Here is a 24,377-nt window from a genome sequence, read left to right as displayed (position 1 = left end):
GAGGCACGCCACCCGCCGGGACGACGACGTCCGGCGACGCTGCTGACGGTCGACACGCTGGGCCGGGCCGGGCTGGACCAGCTGGGGCCCTGGCCGAGCAGCTGCCGACCGGCCTGGAGCGGGCACTCGCGTAGGGCCCGCCGGATTCGGGTCCTGAGGCGACCGACGACTACGCCACCAGGTCCGCGAGCCGCGCGGCGAGGCGCTCGCGGTCGGCGGGTGCCACGCTCATCCAGTCCTCGTCGCCCCGGCCCGGCGCGACCGTCCCGAGGTAGGCGCCGACATCGGTGACGAACCAGCTCACACCGCCGAGCCTGCGCAGCCGGTGCCCTTCGCGCACCCGCACCGAGAACTGGCCCGCGCCCAGCACGGGCCGCGCCTGGATCGCGAGCACCTCGCGCAGCTGCTTCTCGTAGGCAGCCGAGCCCGCGGCCTTCCCGTACACCGGGTCCTGCGCCGCCGGACCCAGCACGGACGCGGGCAGGCTCACGCCGTAGCCCGGTCCCGGTTCCAGTTCGGGCAGCACCCCGACGGCGGCGGAGAACAGCTCGCCCTCGCCGATGGCCGCCAGGCCGATGGTCTGCCGCGGCTGCACGGCGAGCACACCCCGCCTGCCGCGCGCGGCGGCCACGGCCCGCACCGGCTCCGGCTCCGCGAGGTCAAGCAGCGCCTCGCACTCGACGTACACCGACGCGCCCGCCAGCAGTTCGAGCCGGTCGAGCAGCTGTCCGTCGGGCTCGCCGCCGGGGAGGAGCCCGCGCTCGGCGAGGTTCTCGTGCACGGCACGGCGGATGTCGCGGCGCTCGGTGTCGGTGCGCCCGACGCTCGGCACGAGCAGCGGCGCCGGCGGGGCACCGTGGCCGAGATCGGACCAGAGGATGTCGAACGCCGAGGCGGATACGCGAATCACATCGGGACCGGCTTTCCCTGCTGACCCCGGTGTCCCCCGCCTCCCGTCAACGGGGGCGGCGCGGTGAACGACGAGGACGGCACGGCCGCCCGCAGCGCGGCGTCGCGCGCGTAGAGGACGTCGATCGCCTTCTGTCGCGCGGCCTCGGCCTCCTCCCGGCGGGCCGACAGCGTGTCGGAAAGCCCGGCGAGCGCGGCGAGGTCGCCGGTGGCGACGGCGTCGCGGATCATGCCCGCGGGGTCGTACGACACCGGCTCCGGCATCTCCGCCCGCGCCCGCGCGGCGGCCTCGGCCTGGCTGCCCACGGCCTCCCCCAGCGACGCCGACACGGCCGCGGCCTCCTGGGACCAGCCCGCCGCCTTGCCCAGCACCGCGCGCAGAGCGTCCCCGCCGGGGCCGCTCCACGCCTCCTCGCTGCCCGCGGACATGCCTGCGAGCGCGTCACCCGCATCCCGCAGCGCGCCGGCCAGCTCGGCCCACTCACGGCCGATCTCGCCGGCCTCGGCGGGTTCGTTGCCCGACTCGACCTCGGCCTTGAGCGCCTCGTGGCTGTACCACTCGTAGCGGCGGCCGGTGCCCGGTATCGCGCGCCCGCTCATGACAGCCCTCCCGGCAGTTTCGGCTCGATCAGCCCGGCCACCGTGTCCGCCCGCGTGCACGCCTCGGCGGTGCCGGTGAAGTTGGTGTTGGTGACGTCCACGTGCACGCTGGCCGACTCGCCGGTGCCCAGCAGCACGGCACACGTGCCGTCGTCGGCCTCGTGGTCGGCCACGCGCAGCGCGTCGTGGGCGCCGATGCGCACCTGCTCGGCCGTGCCCTCCTGCCCGGTCCGCAGTGCGGCGAGGCCGGAGGTCTCGTCGATGGTGATCGTCACGCCGTAGGAGCCCGGTTCGGTGTAGTCGCAGGCCCGTGCGCCGCCGAGGGACTTCTGCTCGCCCGTCGTCGTCAGTCCCGCGGTGGAGCGCTCCGCCGGGGACAGCAGGCCGCAGGGGTCGAGCGCGGCGGGCTGCGTGGGCGACATGGACGGCGTGGACGACGGCGTGGACGTCGGCGCCAGCGTTGAAACGCCGTCGGTCTGCGCGGGTTCGCCAGCGACCCTGCCGCACGCGGCCGCGAGGAGTACAAGGGGGACAAGGGAAAGAAGGGAGCCGGGGACACGCATTCGGTCAGCCGCCACCCACGCAGTCCACGCCGTCGGCCGCGGCCTCGTCCTCGGTCTGGTAACGCTCGAGCGCCACGGTGATCTGCGCCTTGAGGTCCTCCAGTTCCCTGCCGAAGCGGGTCAGCGAGTCGGCGGCGGAGTCCTCCCCGCCGAGGCCGTACTCGGCCATGAAGTCGCCGACCTCACCGGCGTACCCCGCGCCGAGCGGAACCGACCGGCCGAGCACCTTGGCCTGCCGCACCAGCTGTCCCACGACGTCCTGCAGCTCGCTGAGCCGCTTGAAGGCGTCGCCCGCCAGTTCCGGTGACACGGCGAACGCCTCCGCCGGCACCGGCGACACCCTCGGGGCCGCCATGTCCAGGTCGGTCATCGCGTTGCGCCTCTCCGTAGTCGCCTGGTTCCGGTTCGGAGCATAGGTCAGAACCGAGGGTCATCGGGACGCGTCGGCCCTGCTCACCTGATCGGGCCAACGGCGCTGGTGACCATGCGTGACCGCAGGGTTGAATCATGGAGTTCGCCCGCGTTTGACACACTTCGTGGGAGGCTTGTCGAGGGCGAGAACAACGCCCAGTCCCACGAATGATGACCACACGTTCGTGGCGCGCGCGAGGGTATTGGCACAGGAGGTCGTGTGACGTCGAGAGCGCAGTCTGCCGCCACCGCCGAGCTGAACGGCGAGCAGACCACCGAACACGTGCGGTACCCAGACGGCTTGCATGTCAACGGGCAGGGGCCGGCCGGGCTCGATGAGCTGCACGAGACCGTCCGGCGCATCGCGGCCAACGTCGAGCGGGTGCTCGTCGGCAAGCCCGAGGTCGTCCGCATCGCGTTGGTGACGCTGCTCGCGGAGGGGCACCTGCTGGTCGAGGACGTGCCGGGCGTCGGAAAGACCTCGCTCGCTAAGGCGCTGGCCCGCTCGATCGACTGCACGGTGAGCCGCGTCCAGTTCACGCCGGACCTGCTGCCCAGCGACATCACCGGCGTCTCGATCTACAACCGGCAGGCCGCCGACTTCGAGTTCCGGCCCGGCCCGGTGTTCGCCAACATCGTGGTGGGCGACGAGATCAACCGCGCCTCGCCGAAGACGCAGTCGGCCCTGCTGGAGTGCATGGAGGAGCGGCAGGTCACGGTGGACACCACCACCTACCACCTCGATGAGCCGTTCATGGTGATCGCCACCCAGAACCCGATCGAGATGGAGGGCACCTACGCCCTGCCCGAGGCGCAGCGCGACCGGTTCACCGCCCGCGTCTCGATCGGTTACCCCGACCCCAAGGCCGAGCTCGCGATGGTCGACGAGCACGCCGGCCAGAACCCGCTCGACCAGCTTGAGCCGGTGTCCGACGGCGCGACCGTGCACCGCCTCATCGAGACGGTGCGGAAGATGCACATCGCGCCCGAGGTGCGGCAGTACGCCGTCGAGCTGGCCGCCGCCACGCGCCAGGTGCCGGAGCTGCGGCTCGGCGCGTCGCCGCGCGCGACATTGCAGCTCGTCCGCGCCGCCCGCGCGCAGGCCGCGCTGTCCGGCCGCGAGTACGTGGTGCCGGACGACCTGCACGCGGTCGCCATCCCGGTGCTCGCCCACCGGCTCGTACTCACCACGGAGGCCCACGCCGCACGCCGCTCCGCGACCGACGTGATCCGGGGCGTCCTGCACCGGGTGCCCGTCCCGCACGGCGGCAACGGGCTGGGCCACCGCTAGCCCAGAACCCGGACGAACACCGTGACCAGGTCATCTCCCGACGATCCTCAGCGGTCGCGCACGCCGAAGCGACAGGCCCCCTGGCGCACGCTCTCCGGCCTCACCACGAGGGGCCGGTGTCTGCTGGCCGCCGGGGTCGCGGCCGCCGTGTGCTCGGCCGTGCTCAACGAGCGCGACCTGCTGCGGGTCGCCGTGTTCGTGATCGCGCTTCCCCTGTTCGTGGCGCTGCTGGCCTCCGCGTCGAAGGTGCGGATCGGCGCGTCGCGCACGCTGCTGCCCGAGCGCGTTCCCGTCGGCGGGCACGGCGAGGTGCAGCTCGACATCTGGCGCAGCGGGCACCTGCCCGCTGGCGACGTGCTACTCGAGGACGGCATCCCGTACGCGCTCGGGGCGCGGCCCCGGTTCGTGGTGGAGCGCCTGCCCCAGCACCGGTCCGTGGCGCTGCGTTACCCGGTGCAGCCCGCGCTGCGCGGAGTCCAGCAGATCGGCCCGTTGCGGGCGACGATCACCGACCCGTTCGGGCTCTGCGAGTTCGAGCGCGAGCTGATCTCGCACTCGCGGCTCATCGTCGTGCCCAGGGTGGTGCGGCTGTGGGGGCTCCCGATCGGCGCGGGGATCGGCTCCGGCGACGACGGCAGCATCCGGCTCCACGCCGGCCAGGGCGAGACCGACGTGATCGTGCGGCAGTACCGGCAGGGTGACGACCTGCGCAAGGTCCACTGGCGTTCGACCGCCCGGCGCGACGAGATGATGGTGCGGGTCGAGGAGCGGCCGTGGCGCGGCGGCACGACGGTGCTGCTCGACCACAGGGCGGCGGCCCACCACGGCACCGGGCCGGCCGCGAGCCTGGAGTGGGCGGTGGAGTTCGCGGCGAGCGCGTGCCTGCACCTCGGCCGCGCCGGGCACCGCGTCCGGCTGGTGAGCGAGCACGGCCGCATGCTCGCCGACACCCCTGGCGGCGGCGGGCCGAACCACGACAACGTCGTGCTCGACGCGCTCGCGGCACTGCAGCCCGCGCACGAGCGCGACCTGACCACGGGCTTCGACCCGGCACAAGGGCAGGAGCTCATCGCCGTGCTGGGCACCATCAGCAACGACTCGGTGCACGAGCTCACGAAGTACCGGCCGCGCGGCACCCGCAGCCTCGCCGTGCTGCTCGACACTCCCGCGTGGACGAGCGGCGTGAGCGCTCCCGAGCACCGGGCCGCGGCCACGGACGAGTCGGCCGCGCTGCTGCGGGCCGCGGGCTGGGGCGTGGTGATCGCGACGCCCCGCACGTCCATGCCGCAGGTGTGGTCGGAGCTGTGCCGGACCGTCTCCCCCGGCGCGTCCCTGATCGGCGGCCCCGCATGACGGCGACCGCCCCGCCCCGGCCGCACGCTCCGCCGCCCACACCGCCGTCGGAGCCGCAGCAGTCTCTGTCGGCGCACACGGTGCTCACCCCCGCGCTGGCGGGGCTGGCCACGGTCAGCGCGGCGACCTCGCTCACGGGCGTGATCCAGGGCCTTTCGTGGCTGGGCTACCTCATCGTCGTGACGCTGCTCGTCGCGTGCACCGGACTGGCGCTGCGGACCCTGCGCGCCCCTGCGCCGCTCGTCGGCATCGCGCAGCTGCTGGTGCTGCTGTTCCTCGTCACCGGCGTGTTCACCCGCACCGGGCTGCTGGCGATCATCCCGGGGCCCACGGCACTCGTCGAGCTGAACGACGTGCTGGTCGCGGCGTTCGAACAGATCCGCACCGGGCTGCCGCCCGTGGAGGCGACCACACCGATCCTCTGCCTGGTCACGATCGCGATCGGGCTCGTGGCGATCCTGGTCGACACGCTGGCGGTGTCGGCCTCGGCACCGGCCGCGACCGGGCTGATCCTGCTCTGCGTCTACGCGGTGCCCTCGGCGCTGGCCGGCGACCTGCTGCCGTGGTGGACGTTCGCGTTCGGCGCCGCCGCCTTCGCCGCGCTGCTCGCCGCCGACGGCAGCCACCGGCACCGCACCTGGCGCAACCGCACCACACCGGGGCTCGGCGCCTCCCCCGGTTCCGCCTCCGCGCCGGTCGCCGTTGTGGCCGCGTCGCTCGTCGTGGGGCTCGTGGCCGGCTCCACCGTCACCGCCATCGGCACTCAGGGCAGCCTTCCGGGCTCGTCCTCCGGCGGCCAGAACGTGCCAGGCGGGCTGGGCGTCAACCCGTTCACGTCGCTGCGCGGGATGCTCGACCAGGGTTCCAACGTCGAGCTGTTCCGCGTGCGGGGCCTCGGCGACGACCGGCGGCTGCTGCGGGCGTTCACGCTCGACACGTACCGGCCCGGTCAGGGCTGGGGCTTGCCCGACGGCCCGATGCCGCCGGGTGTGCCCGCGAACGGCCCGCTGCCCGCGGCCCCCGGCGACGACGGCACCGGCGAGAGCCGGGAGATCCGGATCGAGCCGGTGAACTGGTTCGACCTGTGGCTGCCGACCTACGGCGCGCCACGCGGGCTGCGCAACATCTCCGAGGGCTGGTACTACGACCGCACGAGCGGCACGATCTTCCGCGAGCGCAGGCAACGGCCGGCGCCGTACGTCGAGATCGCGTCGCTCGAGGAGCCGTCCAAGGCGGAGCTGCGGGTCACCGATCCGCAGACCGAGGAGCTGCCACCGGTCTACACCACCGCGGACGAGGTCGACCCGCGCGTCACCGAGCTCGCTCAGCAGCTCACCGCCAACGCCACCAACAACTTCGACAAGGCCGAGGCGATCTGGCGCTACTTCAGCGCCGAGAACGGCTTCGTCTACGACACGCAGACGGCGCCGGTGAGCGATCCCGACGCGCTCGCCGACTTCGTGCTCAACGGCAAGCGCGGCTTCTGCGAGCAGTACGCGTCGTCGATGGCCGTGATGCTGCGGGCGATCGGGATCCCGTCGCGCGTGGCGATCGGGTTCACCACCGGCTACCCGACGGACAACGGACGCACGATCACCTCACAGGACGCGCACGCGTGGGTGGAGGTCTACTTCGGCGACCGTGGCTGGGTCAGCTTCGACCCGACACCGCTGTCGGACGGCCGCGGCTACGTCCCGCCGTACCTGGCGCCCGAGGACACCCAGAGCGAACCGACCCCGTCGGCGCAGGACGACGTGCCGACCGCCCAGTCGAGCCAGCAGGCCCCGCAGAACCAGCTGCCGGAGCCGCAGGCGCAGGGCGGCGAGGGCCAGACCGAGAAGCCGTTCTACGCGGCGCCGTCGTGGTCGGGCTGGGGCACGCTCGTGTCGGCGGTGCTGGCAATGCTGCTGACGGCCGCGGTGCTGGTGCTCGGCAGGCGGCTGACGGGTGGACGGCACGCGCCGGCGGGCAAGCCGGTGCCGGGCTGGCTCGCCCCCGTCGCGGGCGCGTTCTGGCTGTTGTCCCTGCTGCTGCTCGCGTGGCAGTGGCACTGGGCGGCGGGGCTCACCCTGCTCGTGCTGGCGGGTCTGGGGCTCACGCCGTCGCTGCTCCGGGAGCTCCGGCGCAGACGGCGCCTGCAGACGATCGAGGCCAGGGAACCGACCGCGGCGAACGCGGCGTGGGACGAACTGCTCGACGAGTGCGCCGACCGGGGCATCGAGATCCCGAAGAGCGACACGGTGCGCCTGGCGGCGCAGAAGGTGGCGCAGCGACACCATCTCGACGAGCGGGGCAAGAACGACCTGCGGACGGTGGTGGGCGTCGTGGAGCGGTCCTGGTACAGCCCGGCCGCCGGCGAGAACGATCCGGAGTTCGCGCGCGCGTTCCAGAGCCTGCGCGAGGGCCTGCACCGCACGGCGCCGATGTCGTGGCGGGGCAGGCTCTTCCCCCGCTCGCTCTTCCGCCGCGGCACCCCCCGCTGACGCACGGCTGACTGTCCCCCAAGGCCACCTTTGTTGCGTTGAACGCAACAAAGGTGGCCTTGGGGGACTGTGGGCATGGAGCGGGCACGGAGCGAGTGGGTGCGTACACGCGTAAGCAGGGTGCCGCGAGCGCGGCACCCTGCTTACGTCAACGCTGTGCGAGCGGAGCTAACGGTCCTCGAAACGCTGCCGGAAGCGTTCTTCCATGCGCTGGGTGAAGGAGCTGCGGCGCGTCGGTTTGCCGCCACCCCCGCTGCCCGCGCTCTTGGCGTCCTTCTCACCCGGCTCCCCCCGGGCTCGCATGGCAGTGACGGCAAGCAGAACCCCAAAGAACATCACGAGGAACCCGAGCACGCTGATCAACGGAATCTCGGCGACCCGGAAGGGCACCACGACGCCGAGCACCAGCAGCGCGACGCCCACCGCGAACAGGGCGATGCCCTGGATGCGCCTGCGGCGCGTGGGGCGACGCATCTTGGCGCCACGTACCGTGGATGCGAACTTGGGGTCCTCGGCATAGAGCTCGCGCTCGATCTGATCGAGCAGCCGCTGCTCATGCTCGGAGAGTGGCATCTTTCCTCCTCCGGCACAGCGTTGTCTCCGACCCCACTGGTGGGCGCCGGACCTTCGCAACGTCGTGGACCCAACGACCCCCCGTTCGGGGTGTCCCCACCAGGATACGAGCCCCGCGCTCCGACGACTACCCGATCTCGCATCAACCATGGAGAGATTTGCACCAAAAGCCCGGCTGGGGCCATCCACCCGGGTGAAGGCGACGAAGGTCACCCCTCTTCGGGTGACAACAGCGACGCAGGCCGGATGGCCCCCGCGCCGAACTTGGACCGGGCGACGTCGGCGGCGATTTCCGCCTCCCGCCAGCGCGGGGCGGGTGCCTCGAGGCTCAGCTGCTCCCCCGCGCCCTCCGCGGCGAGCCCCTCGACGCGCACGCCGATGAGCCGCACCGCCGCGCCCGACGACGCCTCGGCCAGCAGCGCGGCCGCCGTGGCGTGGATCTCGCGGGCGACGTCGGTTGCCGAGAGCAGCGTCCGCGCCCTGGTGATCGTCCTGAAGTCGGCGAACCGGACCTTGATCGACACGGTGCGCCCGCGCACGCCCTTCGCCCTGAGCGTGGCCGCGACCCGCTCGGACAACCGCAGCAGCTCCCGGTTGAGCAGCGCGCTGTCGTGCTGGTCGGTGTCGAAGGTGTGCTCGGCGCCGATCGACTTCTCCTCGGACTCCGGCACGACGGCCCGGTCGTCCCGGCCGTTGGCGAGCGCGTGGAGGTGCTCACCGAGCGCGGAGCCGAGGCTGCGCCGCAGGCGGTCGAGCGGGGCCTTCGCGACGTCGGCGATCGTGTCCAACCCGTGTCTGCGCAGGTTCTCCTCGGTCTTCTTGCCCACGCCCCACAACGCCGACACCGGCAGCGGGTGCAGGAAGTCCAGCGTCTGGGCCGCGGGCACCACGAGCATCCCGTCGGGCTTGGCCATGCCGGAGGCGAGCTTGGCGACGAACTTGGCCCGCGCGACCCCGACCGAGCACGTGATCCCGTGCTCGGCGGCCACCCGTTCGCGGATGAGCGCCCCGATTCCCGCCGGGGTGGTCGCGAGCCGCCGCAGCGCCCCGCTCACGTCCAGGAACGCCTCGTCCAGGCTCAGCGGCTCCACGAGCGGCGTCAGCTCCCGGAAGATCGCCATGACACCGCGGGAGACCTCGCTGTAGGCGCCCCGGCTCGGCGGGATCCACACCGCCTGCGGGCACAGCCGCCGCGCCGCGCCCACCGGCATCGCGGAGCGCACGCCGTAGCGGCGCGCCGGGTAGTTCGCCGACAGCACCACCGAGCGCGGGCCCGCGCCCGCGACGATCACCGGCCGTTCGGCCAGCTCCGGCCTGCTCCGCAGCTCGACGGCCGCGAAGAAGGCGTCCATGTCGACATGCAGCACACCGCAGCCGGTGTCGTCCGGTGTGGTCTCCCCCGTGGCGCGGAACCGCTCGAACCCCGCGGGCAGCGCCGCGTTTCGTCCCATGCGGGCAGGCTAGCCGGACCCACCGACATTCAGGTCGTGTCCCACGATCCTCCGCCGTCGCGAGCCGAGATCGGCGTGGACGCGGCGCGACGGGATCGCCGGGAACCTAGGCGGGGCGCCGCGCCAGCGCGTGCAACCTGCTCGCGATGTCGCGCAGCGGCGGCGTGCCAGCGGCGAGGGCCTCGAAGTCCGCCACGTCCTGCTCCCACGACGCGACCGCGTTCACCGGCTCGGCGGAGAGGCTGTGCACCACGTCGGACACCACGCCGTCGCCCTGCAACTGGGCGACCTCGAGGCCGGCACCCGCGAGCAGGGCCTCCAGCCCGGTCGTGTCGAACCGGCGCAGCAGGGTCTCCGCGTCGTCGGTGAGCACGCCGTCGGGGTCGGTCAGCAGCTTGCGGGCCTCGGCGAGCCTGCCCGCCAGCGCGCGGTGCAGCGCGGCGGCGTGCCGGTTGGCGACCAGCACCGAGACCGCCCCGCCCGGCGCCACCACCGCGGCGAGCGCCGAGATCGTCACCGCCGGGTCGTCGACCACCTCGAGCAGCCCGTGCGCGAGCACGAGATCCGCGGAACCGGCGGGCACGCGGGCGCCGAGCGCGTCCGAGTCGTCGGCCACCACCGTGATCCGGTCGGACACGCCCACCTCGGCTGCCCTGCGTTCCAGCGTGGCCAGCGCGTTCGGGTTGGGCTCCACGACGGTCACGAGGCAGCCCTCGTCCGCGAACGGGACCGCCCAGACCCCGCTGCCTCCGCCCACGTCGATCACGCGCGGCTCGGCAGCGCCCCGGTCACGCGCCGCGCGCAGCTCCGCCTCCAGCACCTTCCGGACCGCAGCTGAGGTGTGCCCGGCCGACGTCTCCGTTCGCATGGTCGGCAGCGTAGTTGGGCCGCTCGGGCGCACTCACCTCGACCGGCCACGATCGCGCTCCGGATACGACTACGCTCGCAGGCGTGCACACGGTGGCCGTACTGAGCCTCAAGGGAGGCGTCGGCAAAACGACGGTTGCGCTGGGTATTGCCTCGGCTGCGCTCCGCAGGGGCGCGAGGGCGCTCGTGGCGGACCTCGACCCACAGGGCAACGCCACCGCGACGCTGGACCCGCCGATGACCGAGGCGACGCTCACCGATGTGCTGGAGACCCCCCGGCTCGCGGTGATCAGGCAGGCCCTTGCGCCGAGCGGCTGGAGCGACGAGCTCGACGTCCTCGTCAGCTCCGAGGACCTGGAGCTGCTCAACGAGCCCGGCCCGGACAGCCGCCGGATGGACAACCTCGCCCGGGCGCTCGACGAGCTGACCGCGTCGCCGCCGGGCGACCCGTACCAGCTGGCGATCCTGGACTGCCCGCCCTCGCTGGGCAGGCTGACCCGCTCGGCGCTCATGGCCGCGGACAGCGCGCTGCTGGTCACCGAGCCCACGATGTACGCCGTCTCGGGCGCTGAACGGGCGCTGGAGGCCATCGAGGCGATCCGCGCGGAGCACAACCCCCGGCTGCGGCCCGCGGGCGTACTGGTGAACCGCCTGCGGGTGCGCTCCTACGAGCACCAGTACCGCGTGCAGGAGCTGCGCGAGTCGTTCGGCAGGCTCGTGATGCCGACGGCGATCCCCGACCGGCTGGCGATCCAGCAGGCGCAGGGCGCGTGCGTGCCGATCCACGAGTGGAAGTCGCCGGGCGCGCAGGAGATCGCGCTGACGTTCAACATGGTGCTCGCCAAGATCCTGCGGTCGAGCCGCGCGGGCAGGCACCGGCTGGCCGACGAGGAGCCCGAGCCCGCCTCAACTCCCGCCGAGCCCTCGCAGAACGAGACCACCTCGCAGTTCCCCGTGCTGCGCGAGCTCGCCGAGCGCGAGATCGGCTGAGATGCCCGAGGGCGACACCGTCTTCCTCACCGGGAAGAAGCTCGAACGGGCACTCGCCGGGCAACGGCTCACGCGCACCGACTTCCGGCATCCCGCACTGGCGACCACGGACCTCTCCGGACACGACGTGCTCGGCGTGCGCACCGTCGGCAAGCACCTGTTCCTCCGCTTCTCCGGAGAGCTGAGCCTGCACAGCCACCTCAAGATGGACGGCTCGTGGCGGGTGTTCGCGCGCGGCGCGCGGTGGAACATGCCCGCGCACCACGCGCGCGTGGTGCTGACCACCGAGACCACCGAGGCGGTCGGCTTCCGCGTGCACGACCTCGTACTGCTGCCGACAGACGAGGAACGGCGGCTCGTGGGACATCTCGGACCGGACCTGCTCGATCCGGAGTGGACGGACGAGCACGCGGCGATCGCCGCGCGGACACTGGCTTCCCGGCCCGAGCTGGAGCTCGGGCTCGCGCTGCTGGACCAGCGGGTGATGGCCGGGGTCGGCAATCTGTACAAGTGCGAGATCTGCTTCCTGCTCGGCGTCACACCGTGGACGCCCGTCTCCGAGGTCGACCCCGCCGAGACGGTGGCGCTGGCGCGGAAACTGTTGCGTGCCAACGCCTGGCGCTACGACCAGAGCACCACCGGCGAGACAGCGCGCGGCAGGCGCAACTGGGTGTACGAGCGCACCCGGCAGGGCTGTTTTCGCTGTGGAGGCCGGGTTCGCGTCGCCACGCAGGGAGCGGGCGTGCAGGGCAGGCCGACGTGGTACTGCCCGAACTGCCAGCGCGGACCCGCCCCCGCGCGTTAGCCCGGCGTCGTGCCGACCTGCGAGCTGCCGGCCCCACGGCCTTGACCGGCGGCGCGCCGACCTCGCTCCCATCGCACTCGTGGCGTGTCCCACGCCGAACGTCCGCACCGGACACACGCTGAACGGGAGTACCTCTCGGTGGCCACGACGCTGGGCCTGCGCGCGGCGTTCCTCCAGGATACCCGCCCGGACGCGCTACCGGCCGCGATCGACGGCGTCGCGTGCGACACGGGAAAACCTGTTGCCGGGCAAGGGTTGCCTCGCTTAGCGTTGTGGCACACGAGAAAGGAGGTGGTCCGAAGTTGAATAGCTACAGGACTCGTGAGGTGGCTGTCCGCTGACGGGCAGCACACGGACCACCTGGGCAGGCTGACCGCGAGCGCGGTGCCCGCCCGAAGTACGTGTGCCTGGCAGTGAATACCAGGCAGTCACCGGCCCCCTGTCGCTTCCGGGTTCCGGTCCGACCCGGGCCCGAACGGCTGACGACGTTCGGGAGTCGCGCAGGGGGCTCTTTCACTTGCGGCTCACTCTCCGGGGCCTGTCCGGCCCCGCAGCGCGATCAGGCAGCATGGTCGCGTGCTCTTCGACAAGATCGCGCGGCCGGCGCTCTACCGGCTCGCCAAGTCCGATCCCGAGGTCGTGCACGAGCGCACGGTGCGCGCGCTGGGCAGGCTCGGCGCCGTGCGGCCCGCGCTGGCCGCCCTGCACCGCGTGTACGCCGTCGACGCCCCCGTGACCGTGTTCGGGATCCGCTTCCCCAACCGGGTCGGCCTCGCCGCCGGGATGGACAAGGACGGCCGCGCGCTGCACGCCTGGCCGGCGCTCGGATTCGGCTTCGTCGAGGTCGGCACCGTCACGCGGCTCGCCCAGCCCGGCAACCCCAAGCCCCGGCTGTTCACCCTCGCCGCCAGCGACGCCGTGATCAACCGGATGGGCTTCAACAACGCAGGCGCCGAGGCGCTGGCACGGAGGCTCGCCGAGGGCGGCAAACCCCGCGTCCCGCTGGGCATCAGCATCGGCAAGTCCAAGGTGACCCCGCTGGAGGACGCCGTCGAGGACTACCGGGCGTCCCTGCGGGCACTGCACCCCTACGCCGACTACGTCGCCATCAACGTCAGCTCGCCGAACACGCCGGGGCTGCGGGAGCTGCAGGACCGTTCGGCGCTCGCCGAGCTGCTCGCCGAGCTGAGGGGCACGGCGGCGACACTCGCCGAGGAGGCGGGCACGACCGCGGCCCCGCTGCTGGTGAAGGTCGCCCCCGACCTCACCCGCGAGGCGCTGGCCGAGCTGCTGGAGGTGTGCCTCGAGCACGACGTCGCCGGGATCATCGCCACCAACACCACGCTCGGCCGGGAGGGCCTCGCCCCCGCCGACGCGCGCGTGGCCGAGGAGGCGGGCGGGCTGTCGGGCCGGCCGCTCGCCGAGCGAGCCAGGGAGGTCGTGCGCTTCGTGCGCGAGGAGACGGGCGACCGGCTGCCCGTGATCGGGGTCGGCGGGATCTCCGGGCCGGAGGACGCGCGGCGCATGCTCGACGCGGGCGCGAGCCTCGTGCAGGTCTACACGGCGTTCGCGCTGCACGGCCCCGGGCTGGTCCGGCGGATCAACCGGACGCTGGCCGGGGAGCCGGCACGGTAGGCCGCTGTGTGCTCAGATAGCGCAGGTAGGCGCGCCAGCAGCGGTACGACGTGATGTCGGTGCCTTCCGCGGCGGCGACCGCGTCACACAACACCGCGACCGCGTGCGCCCCGTCCTCGAGCTCCACGCTGCCGAGCGTCAGCGGCGCAGGCAGCCCGGCGAGGAACTCTCCGAGCCCGGCGGGGGAGATCAGCCACCGCTCGGCGAGCAGGGCCGCGCCGTCCCGCTCCGCGCGCAGGACGCCCGGCTGCGGCGGCGTGCCCGGCAACGCGACCATGCGATAGCGCGGCGCCGTCTCGACGAACCCGGTGAACCGCGCGCCCACGCCGGTGAGCTCGCCGTTGCGCGGCTGGCCGCGCAGGTAGGCGCCGAACACGATCAGCCCGATCCCCGTTGACGGGTACGGCGTGTCGGCCTGGATGCCGCTGAGCAGGCCGACCACGTCGATGCCCACCTGGTCGTCGAACGCCCTGGTGACCACGACGGCGCCGCCCGCGCGCCCGTCGGGGAACACCACGGCCGCCGTGTCGAGGGTGCTCGTGAGCTCGGCGGGTGACGGCGTGGTACCGGTGGTGGGCAGGCACAGGGCATCGTGGCCGCGCAGGATCGTGGCGGGACGCTCGGCCCACTCCCGCGCTCGCTCGGCGAGCGGGATCTCCTCCACGACGGCTCCCGCGGCACGCAGAGTGTCGACGGTGACCGCGAACGAGGAGCGATCCACCGTGGACAGCGCGGCGAGATCGGCGCGGGAGGGCACCGCGATGCGCGGGTGCTCCCCCGCGCTCAGCCGCACCGAGGCGGGCCACTCCCGGCTCGCCGGGTCGCTCTCGTCGGGCCCGGTCAGCGCCGCGAGCACGAGCTGGCCCCGCTCGACGTCAGGGGCCAGCACGGTCAGCCCCGAGTGCCCAGGCACGAGACCCCGCGTGGGGCGCAGGGCCACCAGGCCACGGCAGTCGGCGGGCAGCCCGGTGCAGAGGGCCGCGTCCAGCACGTCGAGCGCGGGCGCGGCGGAGACTCCCACCGGGTCGGCGGTACCGAGCACCACCGCCCCGGCCCGCGCGAGCCGCTGGGCGAGCACGGGATCGTCGCCGATGCCCACGAGAACACCCGCCAGGGCCGGCGACTCACCGGCACGCAGGCGTTCGTCCACGGCTTTCGCGTCGACGAGAACGTCCTCCCGGGAACGGACACTCAGCCACGGCGCGGAACCGCCGGAACGGGCGAGTGCCTCGAAGGCCGCGATGGCCCGCTGATAGGAACTGACCGGCGGAAACGACACGGTCTCTTCCTCGGTGAGAAACGGGTTCACGCCGCTGTCCTTTCCGCCGACGCCCAGGCAACCACGATTACCCACGTCCGGATGAAATCAATCCGGGCCGTTCTCGGTGCGGTTACCGTCCGAGGCTAGGAAGAGGCGTTTCCGGAATCGTGTCGGCGGCGTTACCCGACTATTTCCCGTGGTTACGCCTCCGCCATTCCGGCGGCGATTCCCCGTCGGGGCGGAAGCGTCGTCAGGACAGGTCGCGCAGCGCCAGCGCGAGCCCGGCGAGGCGGTCGGTGGCGTCGGTGAGCGCCTCCTTGGCGGGCTGCACGCCCCCGCTGCTGGCGGCGACCGCGCGGCCGGCCGCGGCGACGAGCCCGCCGTAGCCCTCGACGCCGTCGTCGAGCTGCTCGGCCAGCGTGCGGATGGCGGAGTCCAGCGGCTGCCGCTCGCTCGCGGGCGCGGAGGCCCTCGCGCGCTCGATCGACTGGATCCGGCCCGCGAGCGCCCGCAGGGTCGCCGAGGCCTCGGCGGCGGTGTTCCGCGCGTCCTCGACGGACAGCTCGGGCACCGATGCCGGGGCGCCGTGCGCGGGTGAGGCCAGCTGGCCCAGCAACTCGGCGAGCGTCGCCTCGCTCTCCGCGAGCCNGCCGCTCCATCGGCTTGCGCGCGGCGGAGTTCGCCGAGGGCAGCCGCGGTGGCTTGGTGGAAGCCACCGCGGGCACCTCGGTGCGGTTGAGCTGGCGGAGCTTCACGCCGGACCGTACCGCCAGTACGCCGAAGATCACGGCGCTGGTGAGGCCGCCGAAGGCGCCGACGAAGCCCTCCTCGCCGCCCGTGACGCCGTAGAAGCCACCGACGGCCCACAGCACGCTCAGCAGCGTGATGATGGTCCAGAGGGTGAGCGCCTTGGAGGTCCTGCGCTTGCGGCGCTCCAGCTTGGCGGACGGCTCGTTCCAGCGCGTCCACTTGTCGCGCATGTCGGCGATCGCCGCCACCTCACGAGGCAGCAGCGGCGCGTCCGCCGAACGCGTCGGCTTGGACGGCCGCGTCGGCTCCTGTGGAGCGCTCTCCCGCTCCTCGCCGCCGTCGCGGGACTGGTCCTGCTGCTGCGGCGGAAGGTACTTCTGGAGCTTCTCCTGCGCCTTCTGGGCGTAGTCGGGCAACCGCTCGATGTGCTTCTCCAGCTTGGCGTTCAGCTGGCTGAAGTCCCGCCTGCCCGACTTGCCCGATCCCGCGGCCATGATCCCAGCCCGGCCTTGCCGCTCAGGCCTGGTTCTTCTGGCGCTCGGCCTCGACCCGCGCCTGGATCTCCTTCTGGACATCCGAGCCCGAGGACGCCGGTGCCGCCGAACCGGACGACGCGGAGCCGTCGGTCACCTGGGCCACCGACTCGCCCTTCATCGACGCGCGGATCTGCTCGAGGCGGTTGTGCCCGGCCAGCTGCGTCGTGGAGTGCTGCACCTCGAGCATGCGGCCCTGCACGGAGTTCTGCGCGAGCTCCGCCGAGCCGAGCGCGGTGGTGTAGCGCTTCTCGATCTTGTCGCGGATCTCGTCGAGCGACGGCGTGTTGCCCGGCGCGGCCAGCTCGGTCATCTGCGTGAGCGAAGCCGACACCTGCTCCTGCATCTTCGCCTGCTCCAGCTGCGAGAGCAGCTTGGTGCGCTCCGCCAGCTTCTGCTGCAGCATCGAGGCGTTGCGCTCGACGGCCTGCTTGGCCTGCGCCGCCGCCTGCAGCGACTGGTCGTGCAGCGTCTTGAGGTCCTCGATACTCTGCTCGGCGGTGACGAGCTGGGCGGCGAAGCCCTCGGCGGCGGTCTCGAACTCCTGCGCCTTCTTCTCGTCGCCCTTCGCGCGCGCCTCGTCGGCGAGGACGAGCGCCTGGCGGGTGGAGGACTGCAGCTTCTCGACCTCACCGAGCTGCCGGTTGAGCTTCATCTCCAGCTGCCGCTGGTTGCCGATCACCGAAGCCGCCTGCTGGGAGAGCGCCTGGTGGTTGCGCTGCGCCTCCTCGATGGCCTGCTGGATCTGCACCTTCGGGTCGGCGTACTCGTCAACCTTCGACGAGAACGCCGCCATGAGGTACTTCCAGAACTTCACGAAAGGGTTGGCCATCTCCTCCGCCTGCCTTCTCACGTCCCACGAGCTGTTGATCCGGTGCTGTCACCGTTCGCCGTGTCCTGGCAACGTGCGACCCCCGGTGTTGGGTTCCATCGTGTCAGGTCAACGGCCGTGGTTCCAGGCGACCCCGGGGGAATTCAGGGATGGCCCTGACCCGACCCGGGGCACGGTCCGGATGCCGCCCGTTCCGCAGGTCACGCGGCGAGGACGGCCTTGGACTTCGGCGGGTGGATGGTGGTCCGCAGCGTCGGGGAGAGCCGCAGGTCGGCGAGGTCGTTGCCGCCGACGTTCGCCACGATCCGGCCGCCCTCGAACCCGCTGTCCGAGCTCGTGGCCTTGGCGCTCGCGCGATCCCCGCGCTCGGCGGGCTCCACCGGCTCGCCGGGCTGGCCCATGGCGGCCGTGTCGACCTTGTCCAGCGCGGACACGTCCGCGGCGACGTTGTGCAGCAGCTCACCGAGCGGCAGGTCCAGCGCCTCGCAGATGGACGCGAGCAGCTCGCTCGACGCTTCCTTCTGGCCCCGCTCGACCTCCGAGAGGTAACCGAGGCTGACCTTGGCGGCGCGGGAGATGTCGCGCAGCGTCCGGCGCTTGGTGGTGCGGGCATGACGGAGCCGATCACCGATCGCCTCGCGCAACAGCACGGTCATCACGCGCCTCCCTTCAGCTACTGACCACGTTACCGAGACCAGCCGACAGAACGCAGGTGTTGACACGTGCGTCCGCCAAGGGCGAACGCGTGGATCAACCCAGTTGTTCCCCGAGCAGGCCCAGCGCGGCGGTCACCGACGCCCTTCGCACGGCGTCGCGGTCACCGGACATCCGCAGCGTACGCGCATCGAGCACCCCTTCGCCCGCCACCGCGAGGTGCACGGTGCCGGGCGCCACCCCGTCCTGCGGATCGGGCCCGGCGACCCCGGTGAGCCCCACGCCCCAGTCGGCGCCGCACCGTTCGCGCGCGCCCCGGGCGAGCTGCGCGGCGACCTCCGGGTGCACGGCGCCGTGCTCGGCCAGCAGTGCCCCGTCCACCCCGGCGAGCGTCCGCTTGAGATCCGTGGCGTAGACGATCAGCCCGCCGCGCACGGTCGCGCTCGAACCCGGTACCTCGGTCAGCGTGGCGCACACCAGGCCGGCCGTCAGCGACTCGGCGGTCGCGACGGTCTGCCCGCGCCGGATCAGCGCGGCGACCAGCTCCCGCGCCTCCATCAGCGCGAGCTTCCCGCACGCAGCCGCAGCGCCCTGACCACGTAGTCGAGGCCGGTGGCGACCGTGAGCACGAGCGCGATGCCCATGAGCCCCCAGCACACCGGGTCCGCCCACGCCCCGAGCGGGAGCAGGTAGGCGCCGATCGCGACGCTCTGGGCCAGCGTCTTGGCCTTGCCGCCCCGGCTCGCCGGGATCACGCCGTGCCGGATGACCCAGAATCGCAGCAGTGTGACGCCCAGCTCTCGGACGGCGATGACGATCGTGACCCACCACGGCAGCTCGCCGAGCACACTCAGCCCGACCAGCGCGGCGCCGATGAGCGCCTTGTCGGCGATCGGGTCGGCGATCTTGCCGAAGTCGGTGATCAGGCTGTACCTGCGTGCGACCCAGCCGTCGACCCGGTCGGTGAGGGCGGCGACGGCGAACACGGCCGTGGCGACATAGCGCCACGCCGGGTCGGTGCCGTCGGCCGTGAACAGCGCGAGGACGAACAGGGGGACGAGGACCAGCCGCGACAGGGTCAGCAGGTTGGCGACGTTGAGCGTCGGCACGTTCGCGACCGCCGGGGTGGACGCGACGTCGGCGGTGCCGCCGACCTCGGCGTCCCGATCGGCGCCGCCGGCCTCGGCGCTCACGGCGCCCTGTCCGCGACCGGCTCGAGTGGCCGGACGATCAGGTCGACGCCCGCGCTGTCCACCACCTCGCAGCGGAGCAGCTCGCCGGCCTTGCAGCTACCGGCGTCCAGCACGACGCACTCGCCGTCCACCTCGGGCGCCTGGTGCGCGGCGCGGCCGGTGACCTCGTCGGCCTCGTCGGCGATGGTCTCCACGAGCACCTCGACCACCGTGCCGATCCGGTCCTCGGCACGCTGGGCGGTGAGCTCCTCGACCAGCGCGGACACCCGGCCGACGCGCTCGGCGATGGTCGCCTCGTCGAGCTTGCCGTCGAAGCCCTCGGCCTCGGTGCCGTCCTCGTCGGAGTAGCCGAACACGCCCACGGCGTCCAGCCGCGCGCCGGTGAGGAAGCGCTCCAGCTCCGCGACGTCGGCCTCGGTCTCGCCGGGGAAGCCGACGATCACGTTGGTGCGGATGCCCGCCTCGGGCGTGTACTCGCGGATCTGGTCGATGAGCGCCAGGAACGAGTCCGTGGAGCCGAAGCGCCGCATGCGGCGCAGCACGGCCTCGCTGGAGTGCTGGAAGGACAGGTCGAAGTAGTCGGCGACGCCCGGCGTGGTCGCGATGACCTTCACGAGGTCGGGCCGGGTCTCGGCGGGCTGCAGGTACGACACGCGCACGCGGTCGATGCCGGCGACGGCGGCCAGCCGCGGCAGCAGACCCTCCAGCGCACGGGTGCCGCCGAGCTCGCGGCCGAGATCCTTGCCGTAGGACGTGGAGTTCTCGCTGACGAGGAACAGCTCGCGCGCGCCCTGGGTGGCGAGCCACTCGGCCTCCGCGACGATCTCGTCGGGGTGGCGGGACACGAAGGACCCGCGGAACGACGGGATGGCGCAGAACGAGCAGCGCCGGTCGCAGCCGGACGCGATCTTCAGCGCGGCGACCGGCGAGTCGTCGAGCCGGGAGCGCAGCACGCGTGGGCCCCACCCGGCGTGGCCGGGCACGGCGACCTGCTCGGCCGCGGCGGGCCGCTCGACAGGGCTGATCGGCAGCAGGGTCCTGCGGTCGGCGGGCGTGTGCGAGGCGATCGAGCGGCCCTCGGCGATGTCGGCGAGCCGTTCCGCCAGCTGCGGGTAGTGGTCGAAGCCGAGCACCGCGTCGGCCTCTGGCAGGTTGTCGGCCAGCTCGCGGCCGTAGCGCTCGGCCATGCAGCCGACCGCGACCACCTTGGCGCCCGTGTCCGCCGCCGCGAGCAGGGTGTCCACCGAGTCCTTCTTGGCCGCCTCCACGAAGCCGCACGTGTTGACCACGACGACGTCGCTGGCCTCGGGGTCGGCGGAGAGCTCCCAGCCGCCCGCGGCGAGCCTGCCCGCGAGCTCCTCGGAGTCGACCTCGTTGCGGGCGCAGCCGAGGGTCAGCAGGGAGACGCGGCGGCCAGGCGAGGAATCAGCGGAAGACACCCGACCAGGGTAACGAGGAGACCCTGGTCGGTGGTGCGGAGCCCGCCCGCTAGCGTCTGGAGGGTGGAGTCCCCGCTCATTCGCCGCGCGCGCGTCGCGGACGTTCGCAAGATCAAGGCGCTGGTCGACTCCGACGCGGGCAAGGTGCTCCTCGAGAAGGAGCTCGTGACCCTCTACGAGGACATGCAGGAGTTCTGGGTCGCCGAGCTGGCCGGCGAGATCGTCGGCTGCGGCGCCCTGCACGTGCTGTGGGAGGACCTCGCCGAGATCCGCACGGTCGCCGTGGAGCGCTCGATGCGCGGCAGGGGCCTCGGGCACCTGCTGGTCGGCAGGCTCGTGGAGCTGGCGAGGGAGCTGGGGGTGCCGCGGATCTTCGTGCTGACGTTCGAGACGGAGTTCTTCGCCAAGCACGGGTTCCGGGAGATCCACGGCACGCCCGTCCCGCGCGAGGTCTACGAGGAGATGCGCCGCTCGCTCGACACCGGCGTCGCGGAGTTCCTGGACCTGCCGTTCGTCAAGCCCAACACTCTCGGCAACACGCGCATGCTCCTTGACCTGACCGCGCCCACCGGTGCGTAGTCGGTAATTCACCCACTGTTCCCACCTTCGGAGGTGGTGGCGGCAACCGGCGGCACCCGAAGCTGATCAAGCCTGTTTCCTGCCTGCTCAGCGAGGGAGCCTGCCATGGCCACGTCAGTCCTGCGCCGCACTCTCCGTGGCGCCGTCGGATCCACCGCCGTCGCCGCCGCCCTGTTCGTCGGCGCGGGAACGGCGCCCGCCGTCGACGTCCGGGAGGTGACCGACGAGTACCTGTTCGAGCTGTCCCTGTCGCAGTTCGGCACCACGCGCGCCACGGCACCGCATGCCGACGTGCTCGACTGGTCCTCGGACGCGTGCTCGTGGTCACCGGACAGGCCGCTGGGCTACGACTTCACCCCCGCCTGCCACCGGCACGACTTCGGCTACCGCAACTACAAGAGGCAGAGCCGGTTCACCGAAGCGAACCGCAAGGCGATCGACGACAACTTCTACAGCGACATGAAGACGATCTGCGCGGGTCGCTGGCAATGCGACGGCGCCGCGTGGACCTACTACCAGGCGGTCCGCAAGTTCGGCGCCAGCTGACCCCCCGCCCCTGCAGTGAGGGCCACCTTCACTGCGTTCAACGCAGTGAAGGTGGCCTTCACTGCAGATGGGCACTCTGGCTAGTCCAGGTCCTCGTCGTCGTCGGCGGGGCCGGGGTCGCCGCCTCGGATGAGGGCCAGCGTTCCGGGCAGGTCCTCGGGCTTGACCAGCACGTCGCGCGCCTTCGACCCCTCCGACGGGCCCACCACTCCCCGGGTCTCCAGCAGGTCCATGAGCCTGCCCGCCTTGGCGAAGCCGACGCGCAGCTTGCGCTGCAGCATCGAGGTGGACCCGAACTGCGAGGTGACCACGAGCTCGGCGGCCTGCAGCAGCACGTCGAGGTCGTCGCCGATGTCGGCGTCGATCTCCTTCTTCTCGCCTGCCTTCGCCGCGGTGACACCGTCGGTGTACTCGGGCTCAGCCTGCTCCTTGGTGAAGTTGACGATCGCCGCGATCTCCTCGTCGCTGACGAACGAGCCCTGCACGCGGGTCGGCTTGCCCGCGCCCATCGGCAGGTACAGCGCGTCGCCCATGCCGATGAGCTTCTCGGCGCCCGGCTGGTCGAGGATGACGCGCGAGTCGGTGAGCGACGACGTGGCGAACGCCAGCCGCGACGGTACGTTGGTCTTGATGAGGCCGGTGACGACGTCCACCGACGGCCGCTGGGTGGCGAGCACGAGGTGGATCCCCGCGGCACGGGCCTTCTGCGTGATGCGCACGATCGCGTCCTCGACGTCACGCGGCGCGGTCATCATGAGGTCGGCGAGCTCGTCGACGATCGCCATGATGTAGGGGTAGGGCCGGTACTCGCGCTCGCTGCCGGGCGGAGCGGTGATCTCGCCGGAGCGCACCTTCTTGTTGAAGTCGTCGATGTGGCGCACCCGGTTGGCCTGCATGTCCTGGTAGCGCTGCTCCATCTCCTCCACGAGCCAGGCAAGCGCGGCGGCGGCCTTCTTCGGCTGCGTGATGATGGGCGTGATGAGGTGCGGGATGCCCTCGTACGGCGTCAGCTCGACCATCTTCGGGTCGATCAGGATCATCCGGCACTCCTCCGGCGTCGCCCGCGCGAGCAGCGACACCAGCATGGAGTTGACGAAGCTCGACTTACCGGAGCCGGTGGAGCCCGCCACGAGCAGGTGCGGCATCTTGGTCAGGTTCGCGGTGACGAAGTGTCCCTCGATGTCCTTGCCGAGGCCGATCACCATCGGGTGGTTGTCCTTGGCGGCCTTGGCCGAGCGCAGCACATCGCCGAGGCGCACCATCTCGCGGTCGGAGTTGGGCACCTCGATGCCGACGGCCGACTTGCCGGGGATCGGCGCGAGCAGGCGCACGTTGTCGGTCGCGACGGCGTAGGCGATGTTCTTGGTGAGCGCGGTGATCTTCTCGACCTTGACGCCGGGGCCGAGCTCCACCTCGTAGCGGGTCACCGTGGGGCCACGGGTGAACCCGGTGACCTGAGCGTCCACATTGAACTGCTCGAGCACGCCCGTGATCGCCTCGATCATGGCGTCGTTGGCCTTGCTGCGGGCCTTCGGGGCCTCGCCGAGCGTCAGCAGCTCCGGCGAGGGCAGCGTGTAGTCGCCCTCGACGGCGCGGGTCACGGCGAGCGCGGGCTGCTCGGGCTTGCTCCGGGGCTTGCGCTCCGGCACCTCGGCCGCCTTGGGCTTCGGCGCGGGGTCCGGGACGGGCGAGGCGGTCAGGTCGTCGAACAGGCTCGGGTCCTCGGCGCTGGTGTCCGCGCTGGCCTGGCGGCGCCGGGAGGGCTTGCGCAGCCGCACCGACGCGGGGTCGGCCTCGGCCACCGGATCGTGCCGGGCCTGCCGCTGGTTCTCCTCCTCTTCGAGGTCGGCGGGGTCGACACCCCACTCGCGGAGGCGGCGCGGGATCTCGCGCACCGGCGTCGCGGTGAACACGAGCACGCCGAACGCCAGCGTGAGGATCAGCAGCGGCACGGCCACCCAGATCGTCACGCCGCGGGCCAGTAGGTCTCCGGAGAACCAGCCGAGCCAGCCGCCCGCGTACATCTGGTCGCCGTGCTCCTGCGGGCGGGCGTTGAACAGGTGCAGCAGGCCGAGGATCGACAGGGTCACCAACAGCGTGCCGACGACCATTCGCGGCCTGGTCTCCGGTTTCGCCTCGGAGCGCATCAGCGCGACGGCGGACACCACGAGCGCCAGCGGGACCGCGACGGCACCGGCGCCGAAGACGCTGCGCATGCCGACGGTGACCCATTCGCCGATCGGACCCGCCGCGCGCCAGAAGACGCCGACGGCGGTGACGAGACCGAGCGCGATCAGGCCGAGCGCGAGTCCGTCCCTGCGGTGCTCGGGTTCCAGCTCGCGGGTGCGGCCGACCGCGCGGGCGAGGCCGCCGATGCCCTTGGCGAGCAGGTTCCAGCCGCCCCGGACGGTCTTGGCGAACGCGCCACCGGACGAGCCTCTGCTCTTGCGGGGCGGCGGCTTGCGGACCGAGGGGCGCGAGCGCGACGAGGACGACGGCCGCGACCGGCTCGCGCCCTTCGCGGGCGCCTTGCCTCTGCTGCCGCCACGTGCGGTGCTTCTCCCCTTTGTCACCGACCCGCTCGCCATGTCTCTACGGTAACCGCCACGCCACGGCAATCACATGTGCCACTCACGCCACCCGCGAAACATTTCCGGTG

The 24,377-nt window shown here is 72.5% G+C and carries 22 protein-coding genes and 1 pseudogene; 8 read left to right on the top strand and 15 right to left on the bottom strand.

What is annotated here, in order from left to right:
• Nucleotides 1-169: 169 nt before the first annotated feature.
• The 4 genes from DI005_RS26405 to DI005_RS26390 are packed head-to-tail and all read right to left on the bottom strand — an operon-like array spanning nt 170 to nt 2,442.
• Nucleotides 170-910, bottom strand: a complete 741-nt coding sequence (locus DI005_RS26405) for an ESX secretion-associated protein EspG (RefSeq protein WP_112267170.1) — start codon at nt 908-910, stop codon at nt 170-172.
• A complete protein-coding gene (locus DI005_RS26400; RefSeq protein ID WP_112267172.1) occupies nt 907-1,509 on the bottom strand; it encodes a PE-PGRS family protein in 603 nt (200 codons plus the stop codon). The genes DI005_RS26405 and DI005_RS26400 overlap by 4 nt, the downstream gene beginning before the upstream one ends.
• On the bottom strand, nt 1,506-2,072 hold the full coding sequence (locus DI005_RS26395; RefSeq protein WP_112268260.1) for a DUF3558 family protein: 567 nt from the start codon (nt 2,070-2,072) through the stop codon (nt 1,506-1,508). The genes DI005_RS26400 and DI005_RS26395 overlap by 4 nt, the downstream gene beginning before the upstream one ends.
• A 4-nt stretch (nt 2,073-2,076) precedes the next feature.
• Nucleotides 2,077-2,442: a hypothetical protein gene (locus DI005_RS26390; protein WP_112267174.1), complete on the bottom strand. Its 366-nt coding sequence runs from the start codon at nt 2,440-2,442 to the stop codon at nt 2,077-2,079.
• Nucleotides 2,443-2,703: 261 nt separating this feature from the next.
• Between DI005_RS26390 and DI005_RS26385 the strand changes: the two genes are divergently transcribed.
• The 3 genes from DI005_RS26385 to DI005_RS26375 all read left to right on the top strand — a co-directional run bounded on the left by DI005_RS26385 (nt 2,704) and on the right by DI005_RS26375 (nt 7,610).
• On the top strand, nt 2,704-3,774 hold the full coding sequence (locus DI005_RS26385) for a MoxR family ATPase (protein WP_112267176.1): 1,071 nt from the start codon (nt 2,704-2,706) through the stop codon (nt 3,772-3,774).
• 120 nt (nt 3,775-3,894) lie between these two features.
• Nucleotides 3,895-5,127: a DUF58 domain-containing protein gene (locus DI005_RS26380; protein ID WP_233520325.1), complete on the top strand. Its 1,233-nt coding sequence runs from the start codon at nt 3,895-3,897 to the stop codon at nt 5,125-5,127.
• Nucleotides 5,124-7,610 (top strand): DUF3488 and transglutaminase-like domain-containing protein, encoded by a 2,487-nt coding sequence (locus DI005_RS26375; RefSeq protein ID WP_113643960.1) that lies wholly within the window; start codon nt 5,124-5,126, stop codon nt 7,608-7,610. The genes DI005_RS26380 and DI005_RS26375 overlap by 4 nt, the downstream gene beginning before the upstream one ends.
• 168 nt (nt 7,611-7,778) lie before the next feature.
• Here DI005_RS26375 and DI005_RS26370 read toward each other — a convergent pair whose 3' ends face one another.
• From DI005_RS26370 to DI005_RS26360, 3 genes are all read right to left on the bottom strand, one after another.
• Nucleotides 7,779-8,183, bottom strand: a complete 405-nt coding sequence (locus tag DI005_RS26370; RefSeq protein ID WP_113643959.1) for a DUF3040 domain-containing protein — start codon at nt 8,181-8,183, stop codon at nt 7,779-7,781.
• Between the two features lie 209 nt (nt 8,184-8,392).
• Nucleotides 8,393-9,634, bottom strand: coding sequence for a DNA polymerase IV (locus DI005_RS26365; RefSeq protein WP_112267182.1), 1,242 nt, complete (start codon nt 9,632-9,634; stop codon nt 8,393-8,395).
• Between the two features lie 106 nt (nt 9,635-9,740).
• Complete coding sequence (locus tag DI005_RS26360; RefSeq protein ID WP_113643958.1) at nt 9,741-10,502, bottom strand: bifunctional 2-polyprenyl-6-hydroxyphenol methylase/3-demethylubiquinol 3-O-methyltransferase UbiG; 762 nt, start codon at nt 10,500-10,502, stop codon at nt 9,741-9,743.
• A gap of 83 nt (nt 10,503-10,585) precedes the next feature.
• Between DI005_RS26360 and DI005_RS26355 the strand changes: the two genes are divergently transcribed.
• From DI005_RS26355 to DI005_RS26345, 3 genes are all read left to right on the top strand, one after another.
• Nucleotides 10,586-11,491 (top strand): ParA family protein, encoded by a 906-nt coding sequence (locus DI005_RS26355; RefSeq protein ID WP_112267185.1) that lies wholly within the window; start codon nt 10,586-10,588, stop codon nt 11,489-11,491.
• 1 nt (nt 11,492) lies between these two features.
• Complete coding sequence (locus DI005_RS26350; RefSeq protein ID WP_112267187.1) at nt 11,493-12,296, top strand: Fpg/Nei family DNA glycosylase; 804 nt, start codon at nt 11,493-11,495, stop codon at nt 12,294-12,296.
• A gap of 576 nt (nt 12,297-12,872) precedes the next feature.
• Nucleotides 12,873-13,931, top strand: a complete 1,059-nt coding sequence (locus DI005_RS26345) for a quinone-dependent dihydroorotate dehydrogenase (protein ID WP_113643957.1) — start codon at nt 12,873-12,875, stop codon at nt 13,929-13,931.
• Here DI005_RS26345 and DI005_RS26340 read toward each other — a convergent pair.
• From DI005_RS26340 to rimO, 7 genes and pseudogenes are all read right to left on the bottom strand, one after another.
• Entirely contained in the window at nt 13,897-15,240 is a 1,344-nt protein-coding gene (locus DI005_RS26340) for an amidase (protein ID WP_113643956.1), read from the bottom strand. The two genes, DI005_RS26345 and DI005_RS26340, sit on opposite strands and share 35 nt — an antisense overlap.
• Nucleotides 15,241-15,442: 202 nt before the next feature.
• Nucleotides 15,443-16,436, bottom strand: a pseudogene (locus tag DI005_RS26335) (hypothetical protein).
• 22 nt (nt 16,437-16,458) lie between these two features.
• The gene (locus tag DI005_RS26330; protein WP_112267195.1) at nt 16,459-17,307 is read right to left on the bottom strand and encodes a PspA/IM30 family protein; all 849 of its coding nucleotides are present in this window, start codon (nt 17,305-17,307) and stop codon (nt 16,459-16,461) included.
• Between the two features lie 200 nt (nt 17,308-17,507).
• Nucleotides 17,508-17,963: a helix-turn-helix domain-containing protein gene (locus DI005_RS26325; protein WP_170200628.1), complete on the bottom strand. Its 456-nt coding sequence runs from the start codon at nt 17,961-17,963 to the stop codon at nt 17,508-17,510.
• Nucleotides 17,964-18,057: 94 nt separating this feature from the next.
• Nucleotides 18,058-18,519, bottom strand: a complete 462-nt coding sequence (locus DI005_RS26320; RefSeq protein ID WP_112267199.1) for a CinA family protein — start codon at nt 18,517-18,519, stop codon at nt 18,058-18,060.
• Entirely contained in the window at nt 18,519-19,070 is a 552-nt protein-coding gene (gene pgsA, locus DI005_RS26315; RefSeq protein ID WP_112268261.1) for a CDP-diacylglycerol--glycerol-3-phosphate 3-phosphatidyltransferase, read from the bottom strand. Before pgsA ends, DI005_RS26320 begins: the two co-directional genes overlap by 1 nt.
• An 80-nt stretch (nt 19,071-19,150) precedes the next feature.
• Nucleotides 19,151-20,593 carry a 30S ribosomal protein S12 methylthiotransferase RimO gene (gene rimO, locus DI005_RS26310; protein WP_112267201.1) on the bottom strand — a complete coding sequence of 481 codons (1,443 nt, stop codon included), beginning with the start codon at nt 20,591-20,593 and terminating at the stop codon, nt 19,151-19,153.
• Between the two features lie 63 nt (nt 20,594-20,656).
• Here rimO and DI005_RS26305 point away from each other — a divergent pair, with 63 nt between their 5' ends.
• Together DI005_RS26305 and DI005_RS26300 are read left to right on the top strand one after the other, a co-directional pair.
• Entirely contained in the window at nt 20,657-21,172 is a 516-nt protein-coding gene (locus DI005_RS26305; RefSeq protein ID WP_112267203.1) for an amino-acid N-acetyltransferase, read from the top strand.
• 105 nt (nt 21,173-21,277) lie between these two features.
• Nucleotides 21,278-21,718, top strand: coding sequence for a phospholipase (locus DI005_RS26300; RefSeq protein WP_112267205.1), 441 nt, complete (start codon nt 21,278-21,280; stop codon nt 21,716-21,718).
• A gap of 80 nt (nt 21,719-21,798) precedes the next feature.
• On the opposite strand, the gene DI005_RS26295 is transcribed toward DI005_RS26300, so the two are convergent.
• Nucleotides 21,799-24,306: a DNA translocase FtsK gene (locus DI005_RS26295; RefSeq protein ID WP_112267207.1), complete on the bottom strand. Its 2,508-nt coding sequence runs from the start codon at nt 24,304-24,306 to the stop codon at nt 21,799-21,801.
• Between the last annotated feature and the right edge of the window lie 71 nt (nt 24,307-24,377).

The organism is Prauserella sp. PE36, assembly GCF_003311655.1.
In the GTDB taxonomy this organism is placed as follows: Bacteria; Actinomycetota; Actinomycetes; order Mycobacteriales; family Pseudonocardiaceae; genus Prauserella_A; species Prauserella_A endophytica.
This window is presented reverse-complemented; position numbering and strand designations above follow the sequence as displayed.